The sequence below is a fragment of the Streptomyces sp. NPDC058289 genome, assembly GCF_042880975.1.
In the GTDB taxonomy this organism is placed as follows: domain Bacteria; phylum Actinomycetota; class Actinomycetes; order Streptomycetales; family Streptomycetaceae; genus Streptomyces; species Streptomyces stoeckheimensis.
On record NZ_JBHVYI010000028.1, the window covers coordinates 23600 to 42418 of the forward strand.

Genomic DNA, 18819 nt, shown 5'->3' on the forward strand with positions numbered 1-18819 from the left:
CGATCACCCCCCACACTCATCTGTATCCACAGGAAACAGTTTACGGAGGACACGAAAATGATCGCCACCGCCGCCGCCATCACCGCCGTCACCGCCCTGGCCACCCCCACGGCCGCCCTCCTCACCCTCCTCACCCACCGCGGCCTGCGCCGCGCACAGGCCGCCAAGACCCTGCGGATCGACTCCCCGCGCGGCATCGACGAGCAGGGCTTCGTCCGCATCGGCGGCATCGACCAGTGGATCTCGGTCCGCGGCGAGGACCGGACGAACCCGGTCCTGGTCGAGATCCACGGCGGCCCCGGCGCCGCCAACTCCATCTACACGGTCCGCACCCGCAGTTGGGAGCGGCACTTCACGATCGTCCGCTGGGACATGCGCGGCGCCGGCAAGACCTTCGGCCGCGGCGGCCCGGCGGGCCAGGGCGAGGCGACCTTCGAGCGGCTCTACGAGGACGCCCTGGAGGTCACCCGGTACGCCCGGGACCTCCTGCGCACCGAGCGGGTGATCCTCCTGGCCAACTCCTACGGCAGCGCCTTCGGGCTGCGCCTGGCCCGCAACCACCCCGAGCTCTACTCCGCTTACGTGGGCACCGACCAGAACATCCACACCGGCGGCCGAGACACCTCCGCCCACGACGCCCTACGGGAGCGTCTGCGTGCCGCCGGGAAAGCTAAGCAGCTCGCGCAGGTCGAGGCGATGGGGGCCGACCCGCACGCGTGGACGCCGCAGCAGCGGGCGACGTACGCCAAGCTCAGCGCGCAGAGCGACCCGTTGACGCTCGCCACGCTCAAGAAGGTGGTCCTGGGCTCGATGTGGCTGTCGCCGCTGCACTCGCTGCGCGACCTGCGGGACTTCTTCCGGGGGCAGTCCTTCTCGGAACGGATCACCGAGGGGACCGCGGGGCTCGACGACCGGGCCGACGGCACCCGCTTCGAGATTCCGTTCTTCCTCTTCCAGGGCGAGCACGACGTACTCACCCCGACGGCCTCCGCCAAGGCCTTCTTCGACGAGGTCGAGGCCCCGGTGAAGCGGTTCGCCCTCATCGAGGACTGCAGCCACTTCGCCTCGTTCACCCGCCCGGACCGCTTCCTGGACCTCCTCCAGACCCACGTCCGCCCGGCGGTCGCGAGCGAGCGGTGCGCCGGCGCATGAGGGAGCCGGTCCGCTCTCAGCCAGCCGGCCTCAGTCGGTCGGTCTCAGTCGGCCGTTCCCCGCGGTACGACCCATCGCATCGGCTGGCCGGTGACCTCGGCGATCATGTCGTAGTCGCCGTCGTAGTGCAGGACGGTGGCTCCGTGCAGCTCAGCCGTCGCCGCGATGATCAGGTCGGGGACGGACACCGCCTTCCAGGTTCCCGCTTCGATGAGCAGCGCCTGGACCTCAACCGCGCGGCTCCAGGCCTCGTCGTAGGTGGCGAGCCAGTCGAACCCGCGCAGCTCTTCGCTGATCTCCTGGGCCTCGGCACGCCCCCGGGCACTGTGCAGCACTTCCAGCTCGATGGCACCGCACAAGGCGAGCAAGCCCGCGTTGTGTAGAGGATCGAGCACGCTGCGCACGGCCGGCTTGGGATAGCGCGCGAGTGCGGACTTGTCGATGAGGAACCTCGTGCTCATGCCGCCCTGTCCTGTGCATCCGGGACAGGGGGCTCTGCCGACGCGGTAGGTGCGGTAGGCACCTCGGGCTGGTCGACAGGACCGGTCAGGTCCGGCAGCCGACCCTCGGCCAGACGGGCGAAGAAGGCCTCCCGCTTGCGCCGGTTGACCACGTCCTGAAGGGCCGCGTTCACGGTCGCCACCTTTGTCTTCGTACCGAAGAGCTCGGCGGCCTCCGCCAGCAGGGCGTCGTCGACATCGATCACGGTTCTGGTCATCGTGAACCTCCTCAGCGGGGGTCACCCACGGTCCCCCGTTCACTTAAACGATATCAAGATCGACGTCAAGCGATATCGTTTCGGCGGGCACGGGCCACCCCACGGCACCGGCTACTCGTCGGGTGATCGACTGCTGCCCCCGGCCTATGCCCCGCAGGATCCAGCCGATGACGCAAAGGCAGGCCAGCGAGCCGAAGGCGTGCACCAGCCAGACGCCGGTCAGGGTCGGGCCGCCCCAGGCCTGGTGGTAGTCGGTGTCGCCGTACCAGATCGGGTAGCCGAGGTTGCGCACGGTGTTGAACACCGAGTAGGCGCCCAGGACGAAGGCGGCTATGTCCAGCGGCAGGCCGAGCAGCGTGCGGCTCGCTATGCGCGGCACCGTCCAGCCCGGCACTCCGGAGGCCCGCGCCTGGAGCCGCGCGGCCCGCCACCCCTGGCCGGTCAGGCCCAGGGGCGAGGCCGACGAGCCCCGCGGGAAGCGCCAGGGCCGGGGGAACCGCCCGCGCACCCCATACCCGGAGCCCCGGTAAGACGGTGCGCGCGGCCTTCGCGATCTGGTCCGACATCGTGCTGCTCCTTTGGCGTGGATCTTGGTGGTGGCTCCAGTCTCGCGAGGGAAGCCCACCGGCACATCACGCCATGGAGTGGGATCGGGATCTAGTACTTGAGGAGCACGCGGGTGAGCCGGTGACCCTGCCCTGCTGAGCAGCGACACCCACGGGCAGGGACCCCGACAGGCAGCGACCCCGACGACCAGCGGCCCCCACGACCAGCGGCCCCGGGGGAACTCCCCCAGGGCCACCGTCCAACCACCGCATGGCCACCGCGTGACCACCGCGCGCTACGCCCCCGGCCAGAGACCCTCCGGGGTCAGGCCCAGCAGATCGATCGCGTTGCCGCGGACGATGCGGTCCACCACGTCCGGGGACAGGTGGCCCATCTGGGCCTCGCCGACCTCGCGGGACTTGGGCCAGGTGGAGTCGGAGTGGGGGTAGTCCGTCTCGTAGAGGACGTTGGCGACGCCGATGGAGTCCAGGTTCTTCAGGCCGAAGGCGTCGTCGAAGAAGCAGCCGAAGACGTGCTCCGCGAAGAGCTCCGACGGCGGGCGCAGCACCTTGTCGGCGACGCCGCCCCAGCCGCGGTTCTCCTCCCAGACCACGTTCGCCCGCTCGAGGATGTACGGGATCCAGCCGATCTGGCCCTCCGCGTACATGATCTTGAGGTTCGGGAAGCGCTCGAACTTGCCGCTCATCAGCCAGTCCACCATCGAGAAACAGCAGTTGGCGAAGGTGATGGTGGAGCCGACGGCCGGCGGGGCGTCCGCCGAGGTGGAGGGCATGCGCGAGGAGGAGCCGATGTGCATGGCGATGACCGTGCCGGTCTCGTTGCACGCCTCGAGGAAGGGGTCCCACTCGTCCGTGTGGATGGAGGGGAGCCCGAGGTGGGGCGGGATCTCCGAGAAGGCGACCGCGCGGACGCCGCGCGCAGCGTTGCGGCGGACCTCGGCGGCGGCCAGGCGGGCGTCCCAGAGCGGGACGAGGGTGAGCGGGATGAGGCGGCCGGAGGCGTCGGGTCCGCACCACTCCTCCACCATCCAGTCGTTGTACGCGCGCACGCCGAGCAGGCCGAGTTCGCGGTCCTTGGCCTCGGTGAAGGTCTGGCCGCAGAAGCGCGGGAAGGTCGGGAAGCAGAGGGCCGACTGGACGTGGTTGACGTCCATGTCGGCGAGCCGGTCGGGAACCGAGAAGGAGCCCGGGCGCATCTGCTCGTACGTGATGACTTCGAGCTTGATCTCGTCGCGGTCGTAGCCGACGGCCGTGTCGAGGCGGGTGAGGGGTCGGTGCAGGTCTTCGTACACCCACCAGTCGCCTATCGGTCCGTCGTCGCCCTTGGCCCCCATGACGGGGGCGAACTTGCCTCCGAGGAAGGTCATTTCCTTCAGGGGGGCGCGGACGACGCGGGGGCCGACGTCGTGGTACTTGGACGGGAGCCGGTCCCGCCAGACGTTGGGGGGCTCAACCGTGTGGTCGTCCACCGAGATGATCTTCGGGAAGGTCTCCATGTCCTCACGGTAGCGCCAATCTGACGAACCGTCAGCTAGTTGGGCGGGGCCGGATACCGGATCCGTGGAGATCGGGTGCCGGATCCACGGAGATCGGGTGCCGGATCCGCACGGACCGGGCGCCGGATCCGTACGGACTGGGTCCGTTACGGACTGACGTGTACGCGCAACACAGGGCAGACTGACCCTTACACCTATGGAAGGCAGGGGGGAGACCAGATGGACGGCACACCGGCCATCCCGCACCAGCGGAACCACCCCGAGTCCGGTGACACCGCCATTGCCGCAGCCGCCGGACCCGGAGTCGACGCAGCGCCCGCCGCGGAAGCCAGAGCCGACGAAGCCGTCAACGGGACCCCGCCCCCCTCCGCCGCCGGAGGCAACCGGTTCGCCGTGCTCGGCCCCATCCGGGCCTGGCGCGGCGGCGAGGCCCTGAGCTCCGGGACCCCGCAGCAGCGGGCGCTGCTGGCCGTGCTCCTGCTCCGCGAGGGCCGCACCGCCACCGCGCCCGAGCTCATCGACGCCATCTGGGGCGAGGACCCGCCGCAGCAGGCCCTCGCGACCATCCGTACGTACGCCTCCCGCCTGCGCAAGATCCTCGAACCCGGGCTCCTCGTCAGCGAGTCCGGCGGCTACGCGATCCGCCTGCCCCACCCCGAGGCCCTCGACCTCGGCATCGCCCGGGCCCTCGCCGCCGACGCCGAGGCCGCCCGCGCCGGGAAGGCGAAGCCGCAGGCGCAGACGCACAGGCAGCTGCAGACGCAGGCGCAAGGCCGGGCACAGGGACGGGCCCACGACCACGCGCAGGGCCACGCCGCCGGGATGGGCGCCCCCGGCAGCCCAGGCACCCCCAGCACCCCCAGCAGCCCCGGCACCCCCGCCGGCAAGGGCGACCGCGAGCTCGCCCGTACGCTGCTGGCCCGCGCCCTGGACGTCTGGGACGGCGAACCGCTGGCCGGCGTACCCGGACCGCACGCCGACACCGAGCGCACCCGCCTCGCCGAATGGCGCCTCCAACTGCTGGAGACCCGCCTCGACCTGGACCTGGAGCTGGGCCACCACGCCGAGGCCGTCTCCGAGCTCACCGCCCTCACCGCCGCCCACCCGCTGCGGGAGCGGCTGCGCGAGCTGCTGATGCTCGCCCTCTACCGCAGCGGCCGCCAGGCCGAGGCCCTCGCCGTCTACGCCGACACCCGCCGGCTCCTCGCCGACGAACTCGGCGTCGACCCGTGCCCCGAACTCTCCGAGCTCCAACAGCGCATCCTGCGGGCCGACTCCGAACTCGCCCGCGCCGAAGACCCGGCACCGGCCGCCGCGCCCGTCCTCGTGAGGCCCGCCCAATTGCCCGCCACCGTCTCCGACTTCACCGGGCGCTCCAGCTTCGTCCGGGACCTCGGCGAGATCCTCTCCGGTGCCGAGAGCCAGGTGATGGCGGTCTCCGCCCTCGCCGGCATCGGCGGCGTCGGCAAGACCACGCTCGCCGTGCACATCGCACACGCCGCCCGCCCGCACTTCCCCGACGGGCAGCTCTACGTGGACCTCCAGGGCACCGAGGCCCGCCCCGCCGAGCCCGAAGCCGTCCTGGGCTCCTTCCTGCGCGCCCTCGGGACCCCCGACTCCTCGATCCCCGACTCCCCCGCCGAACGGGCCGCGCTCTACCGCTCCACCCTCGACGGCCGCCGCGTCCTGGTCCTCCTCGACAACGCCCGCGACGCGGCCCAGGTCCGCCCACTGCTGCCGGGCACCGCGGGCTGCGCCGCCCTGGTCACCAGCCGCGTCCGGATGGCCGGCCTGGCCGGCGCGCACCTCGTCGACCTCGACGTGATGAGCCCCGATGAGGCCCTCCAGCTGTTCACGCGGATCGTCGGGGCCGAGCGGGTCGGCGCCGAGCGGCAGGCCGCCCTCGACGTGGTCGGCGCCTGCGGGTTCCTGCCGCTCGCCATCCGCATCGCCGCCTCCCGGCTCGCCGCCCGCCGCACCTGGACCGTCTCCGTGCTCGCCGCGAAGCTCGCCGACGAGCGCCGCCGCCTGGACGAGCTCCAGGCCGGCGACCTCGCCGTCAAGGCCACCTTCGAGCTGGGTTACGGGCAGTTGGAGCCCGCGCAGCAGCGTGCGTTCCGGCTGCTGGGGCTTGCCGACGGTCCGGACATCTCCCTCGCGGCGGCAGCCGCCGTACTCGACCGGGCGGAGCACGACACCGAGGACCTGCTCGAAGCCTTAGTGGACTGCTCCCTCCTCGAATCGGCCGCGCCCGGCCGCTACCGCTTCCACGACCTCGTACGCCTCTACGCGCGTGCCTGCGCCGAGCGCGACGAGCAGCCGCCGAGCGCGCGCGACGCCGCCCTCGACCGGGTGCTGGACTTCTACCTGGCCACCGCCGCCGGGGTGTACGGCCTGGAGCGGCCGGGCGACCGGCTCGTGGCCCACCTGTCGGCCACCCGCTACCCGGGGCTGGTCTTCACCGAGTCGCATTCCGCCCAGGACTGGCTGTACGCGGAGGCCGACCCGCTGCTCGCCTGCGTACGGCAGGCGTCCGTACGCACGACCGGGCGGCCCGATCTGTTGCGCCGGGCCGTGGACCTGCTGTGGGCGGCCAAGGACCTCGCCGAGTCGGGGGCCAACTCCAAGCAGTACGAGTCCGCCGCGACCGCGCTGCGCGACGCCGCGGAGGCCGCGCAGGACTCGTACGCCGAGGGGCGCGCCCGTACCACCCTCACCAACACCCACCTGGTCGCGGGCCGGTTCGCCGAAGCCGACGACGAGGCCCGCCGGGCCACCCTCCTCGCCCGCGCCGCCGGGGACCCGCTGCCCAGCTGCTGGGCACCCAACGACCGGGGCATCATCGCCCTCTACGAGGGCCGCTACGAGGACGGCGAACGGTACCTGCTGGAGGCCATCGCCAACTTCCGGGCCGATTCCAACCACGTGGGCGAGGCGAGCGCCCTGTGCAACCTGTCCCGCATCCACGTGGAGCAGGGCCGGCTGGGCAGCGCCATCGACCTCGCCCAGCAGGGCATCGCCATCTACGACCGGATGGGACTCACCCTGCGCCTGGCCAACGGCCGCTACGCGCTGGGCATCGCCCTCACCCAGGCCGACCGACTCTCCGAGGCGCACTCCCAGCTCAGCAATGCGCTCTCGCTGTTCCACGAGAACCGGCAGCCCCTGTGGGAAGGCGTCACGCACTTCCGCCTCGCCAAGGTCCACCTGGCCGCGCGCCGGCCCACGCTGGCCGCCTCGCACGCCGAACAGGCCATCGCCCTACGGGGGATCGGCGGCGAGTGGAGCCGCGCCCGGGTGCTGACCGTACTGGGCCGGGCACTGCGGCAGCTGGGGCAGCGGGACCGGGCACGGGTGTGCTGGCGTGACGCCGAGGTGGTGTTCAAGCAGCTGGGCTCGCCGGAACTGGCAGAGGTACGGGCCCTGCTGGCGGCGGAGATCGCCGCCTGAGCCGCGGTGCAGTGCGGTGCGGTGCGGCGCAGTTCCGTGCGGTGCGGTGGCGCTGAACGAGGCGTTCATCGTTCGTTTATCACCGTCCACCAGGATGGTGTTCATCGACTCGACGTGTCGGGGGGCACCAGGGTCGACTGCAAGACCACCCGTTCGGCGATCCGCGGGGGAATTGCCGAACGGGTCCTACCCACCATCAGGAGATCCGATGACGACGAACGAGAACGTCCTGCCGACCGACGGCGAGATCACGCCGATCGACACCCACCCTTCGGATGTCGACATCACACCGATGGACAACCACGCGGCGGGCGAGCCGATCAAGCCGGTCAAGCCGCTCGACAACCACGCCGCGGGCGAGGACATCGTGACGATGGACAACCACGCTGCCGGTGGCGGCCTGTAGGTGGGGGTGCAGGCCTAGGCCTCACAGACGCGTACGGCCCGGGAACACGGGGGAAACGGGGATCCGGGCCGTACCGCAGTGCGTACCACGGGGGGACCGTGGGTCACGGGGGGACCGACGGAGGTGCACGGGGGAACGGCGGCCGCGGTGGCCAGGAGGGGGGACCACCGCGGCCGCCGCTTGCGTGCGTGGGGACGACGCGGCAGCGCGACAGCGGGACGGCTCAGCCGCCGAGCTGGAGCCGCCGCTGTACGCCCCGCGCGGCCTCCAGCAGCGCCGGCGCGAACTTCTCCAGTTCCGCCCGCGTGCTCAGGAAGGCGGAGGCGGTCAGGCTGACCCCGCCCACCGGCACGCCCGCCCGGTCGAAGACCGGAGCGCCCAGGCAGCGGGTCGAGGGCTCGTGCTCCTCGTCGTCGACGGCGTAGCCGCGCGCCCGGACGGCGCGCAGGTCCTCCGCGAGGCCCGCCCGGTCGGTGAGGGTCTGCCGGGTCAGGGCGGGCATCCCGGTGGCGCGCAGGATGCCCTCGGTCTCCTCGGGCGGCAGGTGCGCGAGGACGGCCTTGCCGATCGCGGTGGCGTGCAGGGGGATGCGCATGCCGACGCGCGAGGAGGTCGGGTGGGACCGGGCGCTCTCGATCTTGCGGACGTACGTGAGCGCGTTGCCGCTGCGCAGGGCCAGGTGGACGGCCTGGCCGGTGCACTTCTGGAGGAATTCGAGCAGCTCGGCGATGCCCTCGGGCCGGTCGGCGGAGATCTCGGCGGCCAGGGTGCGCAACCGCAGGCCGACGCCGTAGCTGCCCTCCCCGTCGGTGACGGCGTAGCCCTGTTCGACGAGGGAGACCAGGATCCGGTACGTGCTGGACTTGGGGACCCCGGCGGCGGCCGACAGTTCCGCGAGCCGGTGCGGGCCGCCGAACGCGGTCAGCGCCTCCGTGATCCTCAGGGTCTTCTCCAGGGCGCTGCCGCTCGTGGAGCTCCGGCCCATGCTCCGGCCCGGCACCTCACTTCGTATGGCATTGACCACGGAATCCCCAAGGGTCGGCAAAACGCATCGATTTACTCTACGTCACGCGATGCCCGTTTTGCCCGGGGCCGAAGGGCCCGAAATGCCGGGCGCCCGCACGCGCGCTGACTAGGCTGACCGTGTGTTCACCTCCCAGGGCCCGACCCTCCGCGAACTGGCCGTCCAGGGCATGTCCTCCATCGAGCGGGGCTACGACCTGCTGGCCCCGAAGTTCGACCAGACCCCCTTCCGCACCCCCGACCGGATGCTCGACGCGGTCGAGGAGACGCTCGCCCGCCACGAGGGCACCTTCGACGCCGGGCTCGACGTGTGCTGCGGTACGGGCGCGGGCCTCGGCATGCTGCGGCGGCTGTGCCGGGGGCGGGTGACCGGGGTGGACCTGAGCTCGGGCATGCTCGCCGAGGCCGGGCTCGCCCACCCCGAGGAGCGGGTGGACCTCCTACGGGCCGACGCGCGCTCCCTGCCCGCCGCGCTCGGGGACTCGTACGACCTGGCGGTCAGCTTCGGCGCCTTCGGCCACTTCCTCCCGGCGGAGCGGCCCGCGGTCTTCTCCGGGGTCCACGCGGCCCTGCGCCCCGGCGGGGTGTTCACCTTCCCGATCGGCGCACCGATCCCGCCGAGCCGCCCGGCGTGGTGGGTCCTGTCCGGCTTCGACGCGGCGATGCGCGTGCGCAACGCCGTCTGGCGCCCGCCGTTCGTCATGTACTACCGCACCTTCCCGCTGGGCGGCGTCCGTACGGACCTGCGCGCGGCCGGCTTCACGGTGGAGACGCTCCCCCTCGACCACTTCGGCCGCAGGCCGGACGGGACACCGAGGTGGCGGCTGGTACTGGCGCGCCGACCGGCCTGAGCCCGTACCGCTTTCGCCCCTCCCCTGCTCCTCCTACTTCTCCGGCAGGCGGCCGATGTCGGAGACCGGACCGAGGTGGCCGAGCTTGTCGGGGTTGGACACGGTGTGGACCGCCCGGACCACGCCGTCGGCGATGTCGAGCTCGACCACGCTGGCCACCCGCCCCTCGGCGTCGACGATCAGGGCGCCCGGCCGGCCGTTGACCCGGGTCGGTCGCAGCGAGGCGCCGAGCGAGCGGAGCCGGCGGAGTCCGCCGATGAGCAGCTGCCCGACGCGGCGCGGCTCGGTCACCGACCTCGCGACCGCCCGCGCCTTGCCGCCGCCGTCCCCGTGGTAGACGACGTCGGGCGCGAGCATGTCGAGCAGCGCGTCCATCTCGCCGCCCTCCGCGGCCTCGAAGAACGCACGGGCGAGCTCCTCGCCCTCCGCGCGCCGGGCCGGGGGCGGCGGACCCCCGGCGGCGATGCGCTTCCTGGCGCGGGCGAAGATCTGGCGGCAGTTCGCCTCGGACTTGCCGGTGCTCCGGGCCACCTGCGGGTACTCGTACCCGAACACCTCGCGGAGCATGAACACCGCACGCTCCACCGGGGACAGGGCCTCCAGCAGGACGAGGAACGCCATCGACAGGGAGTCGGCCAGCTCGGCGTGCTCGGCCGGCCCCGGCCGTTCGCCGGACACGACGACGGGCTCGGGCAGCCATTCCCCCACGTACGTCTCCCGCCGCACGCGCGCCGAGCTCAGGTGGTTGATCCCGAGCCGCGTCACCGACGTGGTCAGGTACGCCTTCGGTGCGGCTATCTCGGTCCCGGCCCGATGGGCCTTGGCGAACCCGAGGAACGCGTCCTGGACGATGTCCTCCGCGTCACCCACCGACCCGGTCATCCCGTAGGCGATGGAGAACAGCAGCGGCCGGTACGCCACCGCATCCGCCACGTCCGTCGATCCCTGCACCGTCGGTCCCTGCACGAAACCCTCCCCCGATTCGCTGCGCGCCGTCCGGCAGGTTATCGGAGGGGATCCGGCTTATCGATCATGAACACCACCCGTGACCCAGGTCACATCCGCCACATGTCACAGGGCGCAGGGGCGCCGTGTCTTAGAGGGAGACACACACCGAACGGCCCACAACGGCAAAGGAATCCGCCATGACCGCTCGCCTGAACCTCTTCGCCGACCCGGTCGCCGTCAAGGCGTGGAAGCACATCATCGCCGCGAGCAAGGCGCTCGGGGAGTCGACCCTGCCGGCCTCGACCCGCGAACTGGTGATGCTCCGCGCCAGCCAGATCAACGGCTGCGCCGGATGCATCGACATGCACACCAAGGACGCGGCGGCCGCCGGCGAGACCTCGGTACGCCTCCACCTGGTCGCGGCCTGGCGCGAGGCCACCGTGTACACCGACGCCGAGCGCGCGGCCCTGCTCCTGACCGAGGAGGCCACCCGCATCGCGGACGCGGCCGGCGGGGTCAGCGACGAGGTCTGGGCGAACGCCGCCAAGCACTTCGACGACGAGCAGCTCGCCGCCCTGGTGACCCAGATCGCGCTCATCAACGCCTTCAACCGCGGCAACGTCATGGTCCAGACCCCGGCGGGCGACTACCAGCCCGGCCAGCTCCAACACTGACCCACGCGACGCACGGCTCCGGCCCCGCGCCGGAGCCGGCGCATGGCCCATCCCCCTCCCCCACAAGGACGGAACACCCCCATGAACATCGCGCTGTGGATCGTCACCGGACTGCTCGCCGTGGCCTACCTGCTCGGCGGCGCCTTCAAGGTGTTCACGCCGAAGGAGAAGATCGCCGCCAGCGGCGCCAGCGCGAAGTGGGTCGAGGACTTCGGCGTCGGCGCGGTGAAGGCCATAGGCGCCGTGGAGATGCTGGCCGCGACGGCCCTGATCCTCCCGGCCGTCCTGGACATCGCCCCGGTTCTGGTCCCCCTGGCCGCGGCCGGCCTGGTCCTCCTCATGCTGGGCGCGACCCTCACCCGCTACCGCCGCCACGAGCCCACGTACATGGCGGTGGACCTGGCCTACGTCCTCCTGGCCGCCTTCGTAGCCTGGGGCCGCTTCGGCCCGGAGTCCTTCACGGGGTGACCCCCAACGACCGCACACGGCTCCTCGGCTTCCATGAACGTGTGCTCACCCGCGTGACGGGGCGGCACACACAGCGCAAGCCCATCACGATGATGGTCGCAGCGATCGGGCCGGCACCATCTGGCGCCCCAGGCATCGGCCGCATCGGCATGGTGGGTACCGCCCCGGGTCGGACAGGATGCCCACCGGGTCGCCCTCACGCACCACGCGTTCCTGCTCCCAGGTTCGCCCCGCGTCCCGCGAGACCCGCACCGTCATCAATACGCGCGGCAAATCACTGCTCAAGCCCCTGCTCATAACTGATCGCCCTCTCGGCTCGGTTGGGGCTGTCGCCCCAACCGCGTCGCTCCGTTCCAGGTCCAGGAACGGGCATGTACGGATGCTCCGTCGCTCGTCAGGGCGTTACCACCCCGTTTGTGGGACGTTTGGGACGGTTCGCAACTACGGTTCGTACCGTCCCAGGCGTCCCGTGGAGGCGAACTGCGAATCACGCTCTGCCTCGTGCGATGGCGAATGCCAAGATGACCGAAACGCAGCTCGCTGAGGCGTGCGGGGTGGACGCCAAGACGGTTGGCCGATGGATCACCGACCCCAACCGAATCCCTCACGCCCGCCATCGATGGGCTACCTGCGAGGCATTAGGCGAGGAGGAAACAGCCTTGTGGCCAAACGCCATCCGGACGGCACTCACAAGCGGTCCGGACAAGGAAGACGGCATCGAAGGGCGCTTCGAGACGGGACACGTCAACCTGTCCGTCTTCCGCTTCGACGACGAGATGATCGTGACACCGATCCTGGCCCGTCGGGTCGGGCACGACTCGCCGATGATGCACCTGCGACGCCGACAGACGGACGGCATGTTCGACCGGTTCTCCGCCCATGTCGAGGAGTTGTGGAGTCGGGGACGGGATATTCGGGAGGTGGGCCACGATGCCCAGGCGTGACTACGAGGACGACCCTCAAGCCCCCAAAGCGAACAGTCTCGTGCCGGCCGCATCGGCCGTGGTCGTGGACGAGGCCGGACGAGTCCTTCTGCAGCGCCGGACCGACAACGGGATGTGGGCGCTGCCCGGCGGGAAGATGGAGGTGGGTGAGTCCCTCGGGGAGTGTGCCGTCCGGGAGACGTTCGAGGAGACGGGCGTGACGGTCGAGATCACCGGAATCGTCGGGACGTACAGCAACCCCGGCCACGTCTTCTCCTACGACGACGGTGAGGTGCGGCAGGAGTTCTCGATCTGCCTCCTCGCCCGGCCCACCGGCGGCACTCTGCGCGTGTCGGACGAGTCGACCGAGGTGGCGTGGTTCGCACCGGAGGCCGTGGACGGTCTTCCGATGGTGCCGAGCATCCGCAAGCGCGTCGACGACTGGAGGGCCGGACGCGGTCCCGTCGTTCGCTGACTCCGGCGAGGCGGGTCAGCGGACGCGTGGCAGGCCGAAGGCGGACATCTGTTTCTCCTCGTAGGAGAGGAAACCGAGCGAGCGGTAGAAGGCGTGGTTGCGCTGTCCTTCGGGGGTCGACTCGTGGTCGGTCGACAGGAGGAAGAAGCGGCAGTGTGCGTACCGCTGCTTCAGGTGCTCGAGGAGCTTCCGGCCGATGCCCTGGCGGTGGAACTTGGGGTTGACGAGCAAGTCCTGGACGTAGCAGACGCTTTCGTCGTCGGAGATCGTTCTGGCCAGTCCGAGGAGGGCGCCCGACTCGTCCCTGGCCGTGATGACCAGATGCGAATTCGCCAGTCCACGGCAGAGCTTGTCGACATCGCTGGTGTAGCCCGCCCAGTCGACCGAGTCGTAGAGCGCGAACATCTCCTGCGGGTCGAATGCGACCTCTTCCGCGATGATCGGCATGGGTTCACCTGTCTCGAACTCGAGTTCCGAGGTGGGAATGTACCGGGTCGCGGCCGGGCGCGTCCCGGTGGGGCACGATGCTTCTTTTGGGTTGAGTACCTGGGGAAAGACCTCTTTCCAGACCCCTCCAGCCTCCCGCTCGGCGGCTCTCACTCACACGGGTGAATCGGCCAACTGGGGTGGATTTCCCGATGGTTGTCTGGCATATGCTCGCCCCGACAACCCAGACATGAGACGGCCCCCGCCGGGACTGCGAATCCCGATCGAGGGCCTGACCAACGAGGAAGTAGTCCCTTCCTGATGGCTTCGGTGCACTTTACCGCGCCCTCGCGCGCGGCATACGGGGTTCGGCACGCCAACGTCCGGCTCACCGGGCGGTTCACCGTCGTGAGCAACGACCTCATCCAGCATCCCGAGATGTCGGTGATCGCGCGGATGTTGGGGATCTTCATCCAGTCGATGCCCTCCGGGACCCCCATCGGCATCAAGGACCTGGCCAAACGGCTTTCGATCGGGGAGACCTCGATCGCCAAGGGGCTCAGGGAACTGGTGCTGTTCGGGTATCTGGAGCGGTCCCTGGAGAGCCTGCCGGGTGGGCGGATCGCCACCCGTACGGTGTCCTACAACCATCCCCGGGCCGCCACCGTGGCGGCTGCGCGGCGCGGCGCCGTTCACGGATCCCATGTGGGTCGGGTGAGTCCCGCAGTGGCTTCGGCTTCGGTGACCCCCGCCTTCGTGAACCCGCCGCCGGCCGAGGCGGAGCCAGAGGTGCAGGGCCCTGCGGAGGAGCCGCCCACAGCCCAGGCGGCGCCCACGAGCGGGCTGCCCGTGCCCCGGGAGCCGGACGACCCCGGGCGGCGGCGGCTCGCCGGTGATGTGCTCGCGGAGTTGCGGCGGGTCGATCCGCGGCTGTTGCTCGGGGAGCGGGACGTCCGGTACCTCGCGGGTGGGGTCGAAGCCTGGCTGGAGCGCGGGGCGGGGGTGCAGGCGCTGGTCTCCGCGCTGTCCGCCCGGCTGCCGGTGGGGCTGCGCAATCCGGCCGGGCTGATCGCCCACCGGCTCACGGCCCAGTTGCCACCGCCGCTGGTGCCGCTGCCCCGCGCGCCCGCCTTCGTGGCTCCGGATCCCTTCGTGATCTGCCCGGAGTGCGATCGCGCCTTCCGCAGCCCGACGCCCGGTAAGTGCAGGGGCTGCAGCCCTGGCGGCCCGGGCTGAGGTGCCCGTGTGCTGGTCAGAGCGGGTGGGTTGAGATACTCCGGCCATGGATGCCATGGATGCCAGGGGGACGACGGGGAGCGGTGCGCGGGCGGACGTGGCGGTGTCTGCACGGGCCGCGGCGGTGCACGCAGCGGGCTGGGTGCTGCGTTCTGCGGTGACGGCGGACATCGAGATGATCGCGGAGTTGCGGGCCACGGTCATGCGCGGGGATCTCGAACGTCTCGGGCGCTACGACGAGCACCGGGTGCGGCAGCGGCTGCGGGATTCCTTCTCCCCGCAGCACACGTCGATCGTCGTGATCGACCGTGAACCCGCAGGATGCGTCACGGTCCGGACCGCCGAAGGCAGACAGTGGCTCGAGCACTTCTACGTGGCTCCGCACCATCAGGGCCGCGGGCTCGGCTCCGCCGTGTTGCGCACGGTGCTGGAGCGGACGGACGCGCAGGGCATCACCGTGGGCCTGAACGTCTTGCAGGGCAGCGCTGCCCGTCGGCTCTATGAGCGTCACGGATTCGTCGTGGAAGCCCAGGACCCGATCGACGTCTTCATGGTGCGCCCGCCGGGGGCGTGCGCGGCTGCGCACGCCTGACCTGCGGCGGTACGAGGGCCTCGGCCCGGTTCGCGACGACCTCGAGCGCGAACCGAGCCGTCAGAGCGGGTGTGTCAGCGCTCGAGGTCGATCGTGAAGCGCCTCTCGCCCGGAGCGATCGTCTCGGCGTGGATCGAGCCGCGGGCCCGGTCGTACTTCCCGGTGCCGCCGGTGATCGCGTTGTCGAACGCAGGGGGAGGGCCCGGGACGAGGTGGCCGAAGACCATCCCCTGTGCGGCGATCTGGCCGCCCGGGAGGGTGTAGGTCACGACGCACGCCTCCGCTCCGCCGTTGTCGACCCGGGTGGTCGTGCAGGTGCCGCCGGTCTCGCCGACCTGCTGGCCGTCCTTGTCGAAGAGGATCGAGCGGAAGACGGTCCGGTCGCCCTGGGCCGCGGCGCCGCCGGGGTTGACGGGGAAGCGCGACTGCTCCGCGAGCCGGCCGGTCAGGGTGATGACCTGGCCCTTGCCCTTGTCGTGGGCGGAATCGGTGTCCGCCGCGACGGCGGACGCAACGGGGGCGCAGGCGAGAAGGGCAATCAGCGCAGTGGCCGTGGCGAGAGAGGCTGCTCTGATGGGGCGCATCGTGTGGCTCCTGAGGGTGCGACTCACGGATGGTCAGATGCCCCATGCATAGCCCCGGCTCCGTCGTCGCTCGGAGTGTCCCCGCGCGACCCACCAAAAGATCCGACCGATCGGACCAGCCCGGGACCGGAAACGGCCCTCGGGCCGCGGAAGGGGAGGGGCCGGCTGAGGACGAGGTTGGTGGTGGTGCTGCCGAACTGGGCCAGGGCATCGACGATGTGCTCCAGTTGGGCCATCGAGGTCGCCGCCACCTTCAGGACGTAGCAGTCGTCCCCGGTGGTGCGCAGGCACTCCAGGATCTCCGGGCGTTCCGCGAGCAGCCGGTGCAGCGGCTCGTGGCGGGTTCCCGGGTACTTCAGGCGGACCACGGCCAGTGCCATGTAGCCGGTGCGCTCGAGATCGACCTCCGCGCGGTAGCCCGTGATCACCCCGGCCGCCTCCAGGCGGCGTACCCGCTCCGTCGTCGCGGACGGGCTCAGGTTGACCCGGCGCGCCAGCTCCGTGAAGGCGATCCTGCCGTCCTGCTGGAGCTCGTTCAGGATCGCCCAGTCCGTCGCGTCGAGATTCTCGGTCATCCGGCGAGATTACCGGGGGATCCACGGCCGAACCGGCTCTGAACAGGGAGGAATCCCTTCAGGCGGGACGGCCCCGCTGGCTAGGCTCGACGGTGTGAAGATCGGAGTCAACATCCTCAATTTCGGCCCGGGTGCCGACCCCGGATCCCTTCGGGACGCGGCCCTGACCGTCGAAGGTCTGGGCTTCGACCTGCTGATGCTCTCGGACCACATCGCCATCACGCCCGACGTCGCCGAACGCTATCCCGCCCCCTTCTACGAGCCCTTCACCACGCTGTCCTGGCTCGCCGGCCTGACGAGCAGGATCCGGCTCGGCACGACCGTGCTCATCGCCCCGTACCGGCACCCGCTGCTCACCGCCCGCATGGCGGCCAATCTGGACCGGCTCAGCGGCGGGCGGTTCGTCCTCGGGGTGGGGGTGGGCTGGGCGCGGCAGGAGTTCGCCGCCCTCGGGATCCCGTTCGAGCAGCGGGGACGGCTTACCGACGACCACCTGCGGGCGGTGCGGGCCGCCTGGAAGGACACCGCCGACTACGGGGACCTACGGATCCCCGTATGGGTCGGCGGCAACAGCGACGCGGGGCTGCGCCGGGCCGTGCGGCTCGGCGACGCATGGCATCCGCTGCGCCCCACGCTGCCGTGGCTGCGCGAGGCCGCGGGCAGGATGGCGGCTTGCGCGCAGGAGCAGGGCCTGCCCGTGCCCGCGCTGGCACCCCGGATCGCCCTCAAGGTCACCGCGGCGCCGGTCGAGGGGCCGCAGCGGATCGCCGGGGAGGGGACCATCGACCAGATCATGGACGATCTGGAGCAACTGCGGATGCTGGGTGCCGAGTCCGTCGTACTCGACCACTACGGCGGCGACCCCGACGAGACGCGCCATCCGCAGACGGGCCGGCAGGCACTCGCCATGGTGGCCGCACGCCTGGGGCTCACGGAGCCCGGGACCGAGGCCGAGACCGAGACCGGGACGACCGGGACCGGGACCGGGACCAGAGAAGACAGCAGAACGGAGTCGTCATGAGTGTCACGACCGGGGACCATGCCCTCCTGCGGCGGGCCATCGCCCTCGCGGCCGAGGCGGGCGAGACCGGGAACCCGCCGTTCGGATCGCTGCTGGCGGGGCCGGACGGGACGGTGCTGGCGGAGGAGCGCAACACGTCCCTCACCGACCGGGACCTCACCGCGCACCCGGAGTTGAAGCTCGCACGGTGGGCCGCCCGGGAGCTGGACGCGGCCACCGCGGCCCGGAGCACGCTGTACACCAGCTGCGAGCCGTGCGGGATGTGCGAGCCGGTCATCCGGCAGGCGGGGCTGGGGCGGGTGGTGTTCGCCCTGTCCGGCGAACAGCTCCTGGACATCAGGCCGGGCAGCGGCCGGCCGGCCGTACCGCAGGACGGCCCCGCGCTGCACGCCGAGGTACGGGCCGCGGTGGAGCCGTACTACCGCTGACCGTTCGCGTGACCGCTGACCATGCGCGGCACTACCGCTGCCCGTCCGCGCCACCACCGCCCGCCTGCTTCGCGTACGCCGGTATCGCCACGGTCCTCACCTCGGTGTTCGCGGCGCTGGTGGTCCTGCCCGACGCGCTGGCCCGGCGGGTCGCCCGCCGGCCCTCGGACGCCCGCGCCGTTGGCGCCGGCGGCGGGTGGTGGCACGGCGCGGCCCTGCGCATGTGCGCCGGCCGCTGCTGTACGGGGTTCCCGCGCTGGTGCTGCTACTGGGCCTGGCCTCGCCGACGCTGGGGCTGACCTTCGGCCTGCCGGACGAGCGGGTACTGCCCGCGCACGTGTCCAGCCGGGTGGTGCAGCAGGAGATCCGCGACGGCTTCGCCGCGGAGGAGATGGACGCGATCCAGGTCCTGCCGCCCGGCCGCCCGGGCGGCGCCGGGCTCGGGGCCGCGAACGGCGCCGTGAACCGGGCCGCGAACCGGGCCGCGATCGAGGCCACCGCGCTGGTCCTGTCCCGGATCCCCGCGGTCCACCAGGTCGACGCGCTCACCGGCTCGTACTCCGAGGGCCGCAAGATCGCCGAGCCGAACGGCTCCGCCGCCAGGTTCGAGGGCGATAAGAGCACCTGGTACTCGGTGGTCGCCACGCACCGCGGCCTGGACCGGGACGTCGACCGGCTGCTCTCCGACATCCGCACGGCGCTCCCCGGGGCGCAGTTCCGCCGCAACCCCCCCCAACAAAAAGACATACCCACCCCGGTTATCGACCCGCACCCCCCAGGGGCCGGGCTGATAAAGGTTGCCCCCAA

21 protein-coding genes and 2 pseudogenes are annotated in these 18819 nt (G+C 71.5%); 14 read left to right on the plus strand and 9 right to left on the minus strand.

What is annotated here, in order from left to right:
* Nucleotides 1-57: 57 nt before the first annotated feature.
* The gene (locus ACFVX6_RS16745) at nucleotides 58-1152 is read left to right on the plus strand and encodes an alpha/beta fold hydrolase (RefSeq protein WP_389692048.1); all 1095 of its coding nucleotides are present in this window, start codon (nucleotides 58-60) and stop codon (nucleotides 1150-1152) included.
* A 44-nt stretch (nucleotides 1153-1196) separates the two neighbouring features.
* On the opposite strand, the gene ACFVX6_RS16750 is transcribed toward ACFVX6_RS16745, so the two are convergent.
* From ACFVX6_RS16750 to ACFVX6_RS16765, 4 genes are all read right to left on the minus strand, one after another.
* On the minus strand, nucleotides 1197-1613 hold the full coding sequence (locus ACFVX6_RS16750; protein WP_389692050.1) for a PIN domain nuclease: 417 nt from the start codon (nucleotides 1611-1613) through the stop codon (nucleotides 1197-1199).
* Entirely contained in the window at nucleotides 1610-1870 is a 261-nt protein-coding gene (locus ACFVX6_RS16755) for a type II toxin-antitoxin system VapB family antitoxin (protein WP_389692052.1), read from the minus strand. The genes ACFVX6_RS16750 and ACFVX6_RS16755 overlap by 4 nt, the downstream gene beginning before the upstream one ends.
* Nucleotides 1871-1913: 43 nt before the next feature.
* On the minus strand, nucleotides 1914-2378 hold the full coding sequence (locus ACFVX6_RS16760) for a hypothetical protein (protein ID WP_389692054.1): 465 nt from the start codon (nucleotides 2376-2378) through the stop codon (nucleotides 1914-1916).
* A gap of 333 nt (nucleotides 2379-2711) precedes the next feature.
* Nucleotides 2712-3932, minus strand: a complete 1221-nt coding sequence (locus ACFVX6_RS16765; RefSeq protein ID WP_389692056.1) for an amidohydrolase family protein — start codon at nucleotides 3930-3932, stop codon at nucleotides 2712-2714.
* A gap of 219 nt (nucleotides 3933-4151) precedes the next feature.
* Here ACFVX6_RS16765 and ACFVX6_RS16770 point away from each other — a divergent pair, with 219 nt between their 5' ends.
* Nucleotides 4152-7382, plus strand: coding sequence for a BTAD domain-containing putative transcriptional regulator (locus tag ACFVX6_RS16770; protein WP_389692058.1), 3231 nt, complete (start codon nucleotides 4152-4154; stop codon nucleotides 7380-7382).
* A 208-nt stretch (nucleotides 7383-7590) separates the two neighbouring features.
* A complete protein-coding gene (locus ACFVX6_RS16775) occupies nucleotides 7591-7788 on the plus strand; it encodes a hypothetical protein (RefSeq protein ID WP_389692060.1) in 198 nt (65 codons plus the stop codon).
* 223 nt (nucleotides 7789-8011) lie between these two features.
* Here the strand turns inward: ACFVX6_RS16775 and ACFVX6_RS16780 are convergent, their stop codons facing one another.
* Entirely contained in the window at nucleotides 8012-8773 is a 762-nt protein-coding gene (locus tag ACFVX6_RS16780) for an IclR family transcriptional regulator (protein ID WP_389692062.1), read from the minus strand.
* Between the two features lie 160 nt (nucleotides 8774-8933).
* Here ACFVX6_RS16780 and ACFVX6_RS16785 point away from each other — a divergent pair, with 160 nt between their 5' ends.
* Nucleotides 8934-9662, plus strand: coding sequence for a class I SAM-dependent methyltransferase (locus ACFVX6_RS16785; RefSeq protein WP_389692064.1), 729 nt, complete (start codon nucleotides 8934-8936; stop codon nucleotides 9660-9662).
* Between the two features lie 33 nt (nucleotides 9663-9695).
* Here ACFVX6_RS16785 and sigJ read toward each other — a convergent pair whose 3' ends face one another.
* Nucleotides 9696-10544, minus strand: coding sequence for an RNA polymerase sigma factor SigJ (sigJ, locus tag ACFVX6_RS16790; protein WP_389692171.1), 849 nt, complete (start codon nucleotides 10542-10544; stop codon nucleotides 9696-9698).
* Between the two features lie 263 nt (nucleotides 10545-10807).
* On the opposite strand from sigJ, the gene ACFVX6_RS16795 reads away from it, so the two are divergent.
* The 4 genes from ACFVX6_RS16795 to ACFVX6_RS16810 all read left to right on the plus strand — a co-directional run bounded on the left by ACFVX6_RS16795 (nucleotide 10808) and on the right by ACFVX6_RS16810 (nucleotide 13150).
* Entirely contained in the window at nucleotides 10808-11284 is a 477-nt protein-coding gene (locus ACFVX6_RS16795) for a carboxymuconolactone decarboxylase family protein (RefSeq protein WP_389692066.1), read from the plus strand.
* A gap of 81 nt (nucleotides 11285-11365) precedes the next feature.
* Nucleotides 11366-11752: a DoxX family protein gene (locus tag ACFVX6_RS16800; protein WP_389692068.1), complete on the plus strand. Its 387-nt coding sequence runs from the start codon at nucleotides 11366-11368 to the stop codon at nucleotides 11750-11752.
* Nucleotides 11753-12258: 506 nt separating this feature from the next.
* Entirely contained in the window at nucleotides 12259-12696 is a 438-nt protein-coding gene (locus ACFVX6_RS16805) for a hypothetical protein (protein WP_389692070.1), read from the plus strand.
* Complete coding sequence (locus tag ACFVX6_RS16810) at nucleotides 12683-13150, plus strand: NUDIX domain-containing protein (protein ID WP_389692072.1); 468 nt, start codon at nucleotides 12683-12685, stop codon at nucleotides 13148-13150. Before ACFVX6_RS16805 ends, ACFVX6_RS16810 begins: the two co-directional genes overlap by 14 nt.
* Before the next feature lie 15 nt (nucleotides 13151-13165).
* Here ACFVX6_RS16810 and ACFVX6_RS16815 read toward each other — a convergent pair whose 3' ends face one another.
* On the minus strand, nucleotides 13166-13597 hold the full coding sequence (locus ACFVX6_RS16815; RefSeq protein ID WP_389692074.1) for a GNAT family N-acetyltransferase: 432 nt from the start codon (nucleotides 13595-13597) through the stop codon (nucleotides 13166-13168).
* A 300-nt stretch (nucleotides 13598-13897) separates the two neighbouring features.
* On the opposite strand from ACFVX6_RS16815, the gene ACFVX6_RS16820 reads away from it, so the two are divergent.
* Together ACFVX6_RS16820 and ACFVX6_RS16825 are read left to right on the plus strand one after the other, a co-directional pair.
* Nucleotides 13898-14812, plus strand: coding sequence for a hypothetical protein (locus ACFVX6_RS16820; protein WP_389692076.1), 915 nt, complete (start codon nucleotides 13898-13900; stop codon nucleotides 14810-14812).
* 55 nt (nucleotides 14813-14867) lie between these two features.
* Complete coding sequence (locus tag ACFVX6_RS16825) at nucleotides 14868-15404, plus strand: GNAT family N-acetyltransferase (protein WP_389692173.1); 537 nt, start codon at nucleotides 14868-14870, stop codon at nucleotides 15402-15404.
* A 74-nt stretch (nucleotides 15405-15478) separates the two neighbouring features.
* On the opposite strand, the gene ACFVX6_RS16830 is transcribed toward ACFVX6_RS16825, so the two are convergent.
* Nucleotides 15479-15988 (minus strand): hypothetical protein, encoded by a 510-nt coding sequence (locus ACFVX6_RS16830; protein WP_389692078.1) that lies wholly within the window; start codon nucleotides 15986-15988, stop codon nucleotides 15479-15481.
* Nucleotides 15989-16128: 140 nt separating this feature from the next.
* Nucleotides 16129-16563, minus strand: a pseudogene (locus ACFVX6_RS16835) (Lrp/AsnC family transcriptional regulator); the annotation flags it as partial.
* 94 nt (nucleotides 16564-16657) lie between these two features.
* On the opposite strand from ACFVX6_RS16835, the gene ACFVX6_RS16840 reads away from it, so the two are divergent.
* The 4 genes and pseudogenes from ACFVX6_RS16840 to ACFVX6_RS16855 form a co-directional block, all read left to right on the plus strand.
* On the plus strand, nucleotides 16658-17584 hold the full coding sequence (locus ACFVX6_RS16840) for an LLM class flavin-dependent oxidoreductase (RefSeq protein WP_389692080.1): 927 nt from the start codon (nucleotides 16658-16660) through the stop codon (nucleotides 17582-17584).
* Nucleotides 17581-18012, plus strand: a complete 432-nt coding sequence (locus ACFVX6_RS16845) for a nucleoside deaminase (RefSeq protein WP_389692082.1) — start codon at nucleotides 17581-17583, stop codon at nucleotides 18010-18012. The genes ACFVX6_RS16840 and ACFVX6_RS16845 overlap by 4 nt, the downstream gene beginning before the upstream one ends.
* 8 nt (nucleotides 18013-18020) lie before the next feature.
* A complete protein-coding gene (locus tag ACFVX6_RS16850; protein WP_389692084.1) occupies nucleotides 18021-18311 on the plus strand; it encodes a hypothetical protein in 291 nt (96 codons plus the stop codon).
* Nucleotides 18272-18819: pseudogene (locus ACFVX6_RS16855) on the plus strand (hypothetical protein); the annotation flags it as partial. The gene ACFVX6_RS16850 and the pseudogene ACFVX6_RS16855, both read left to right, overlap by 40 nt.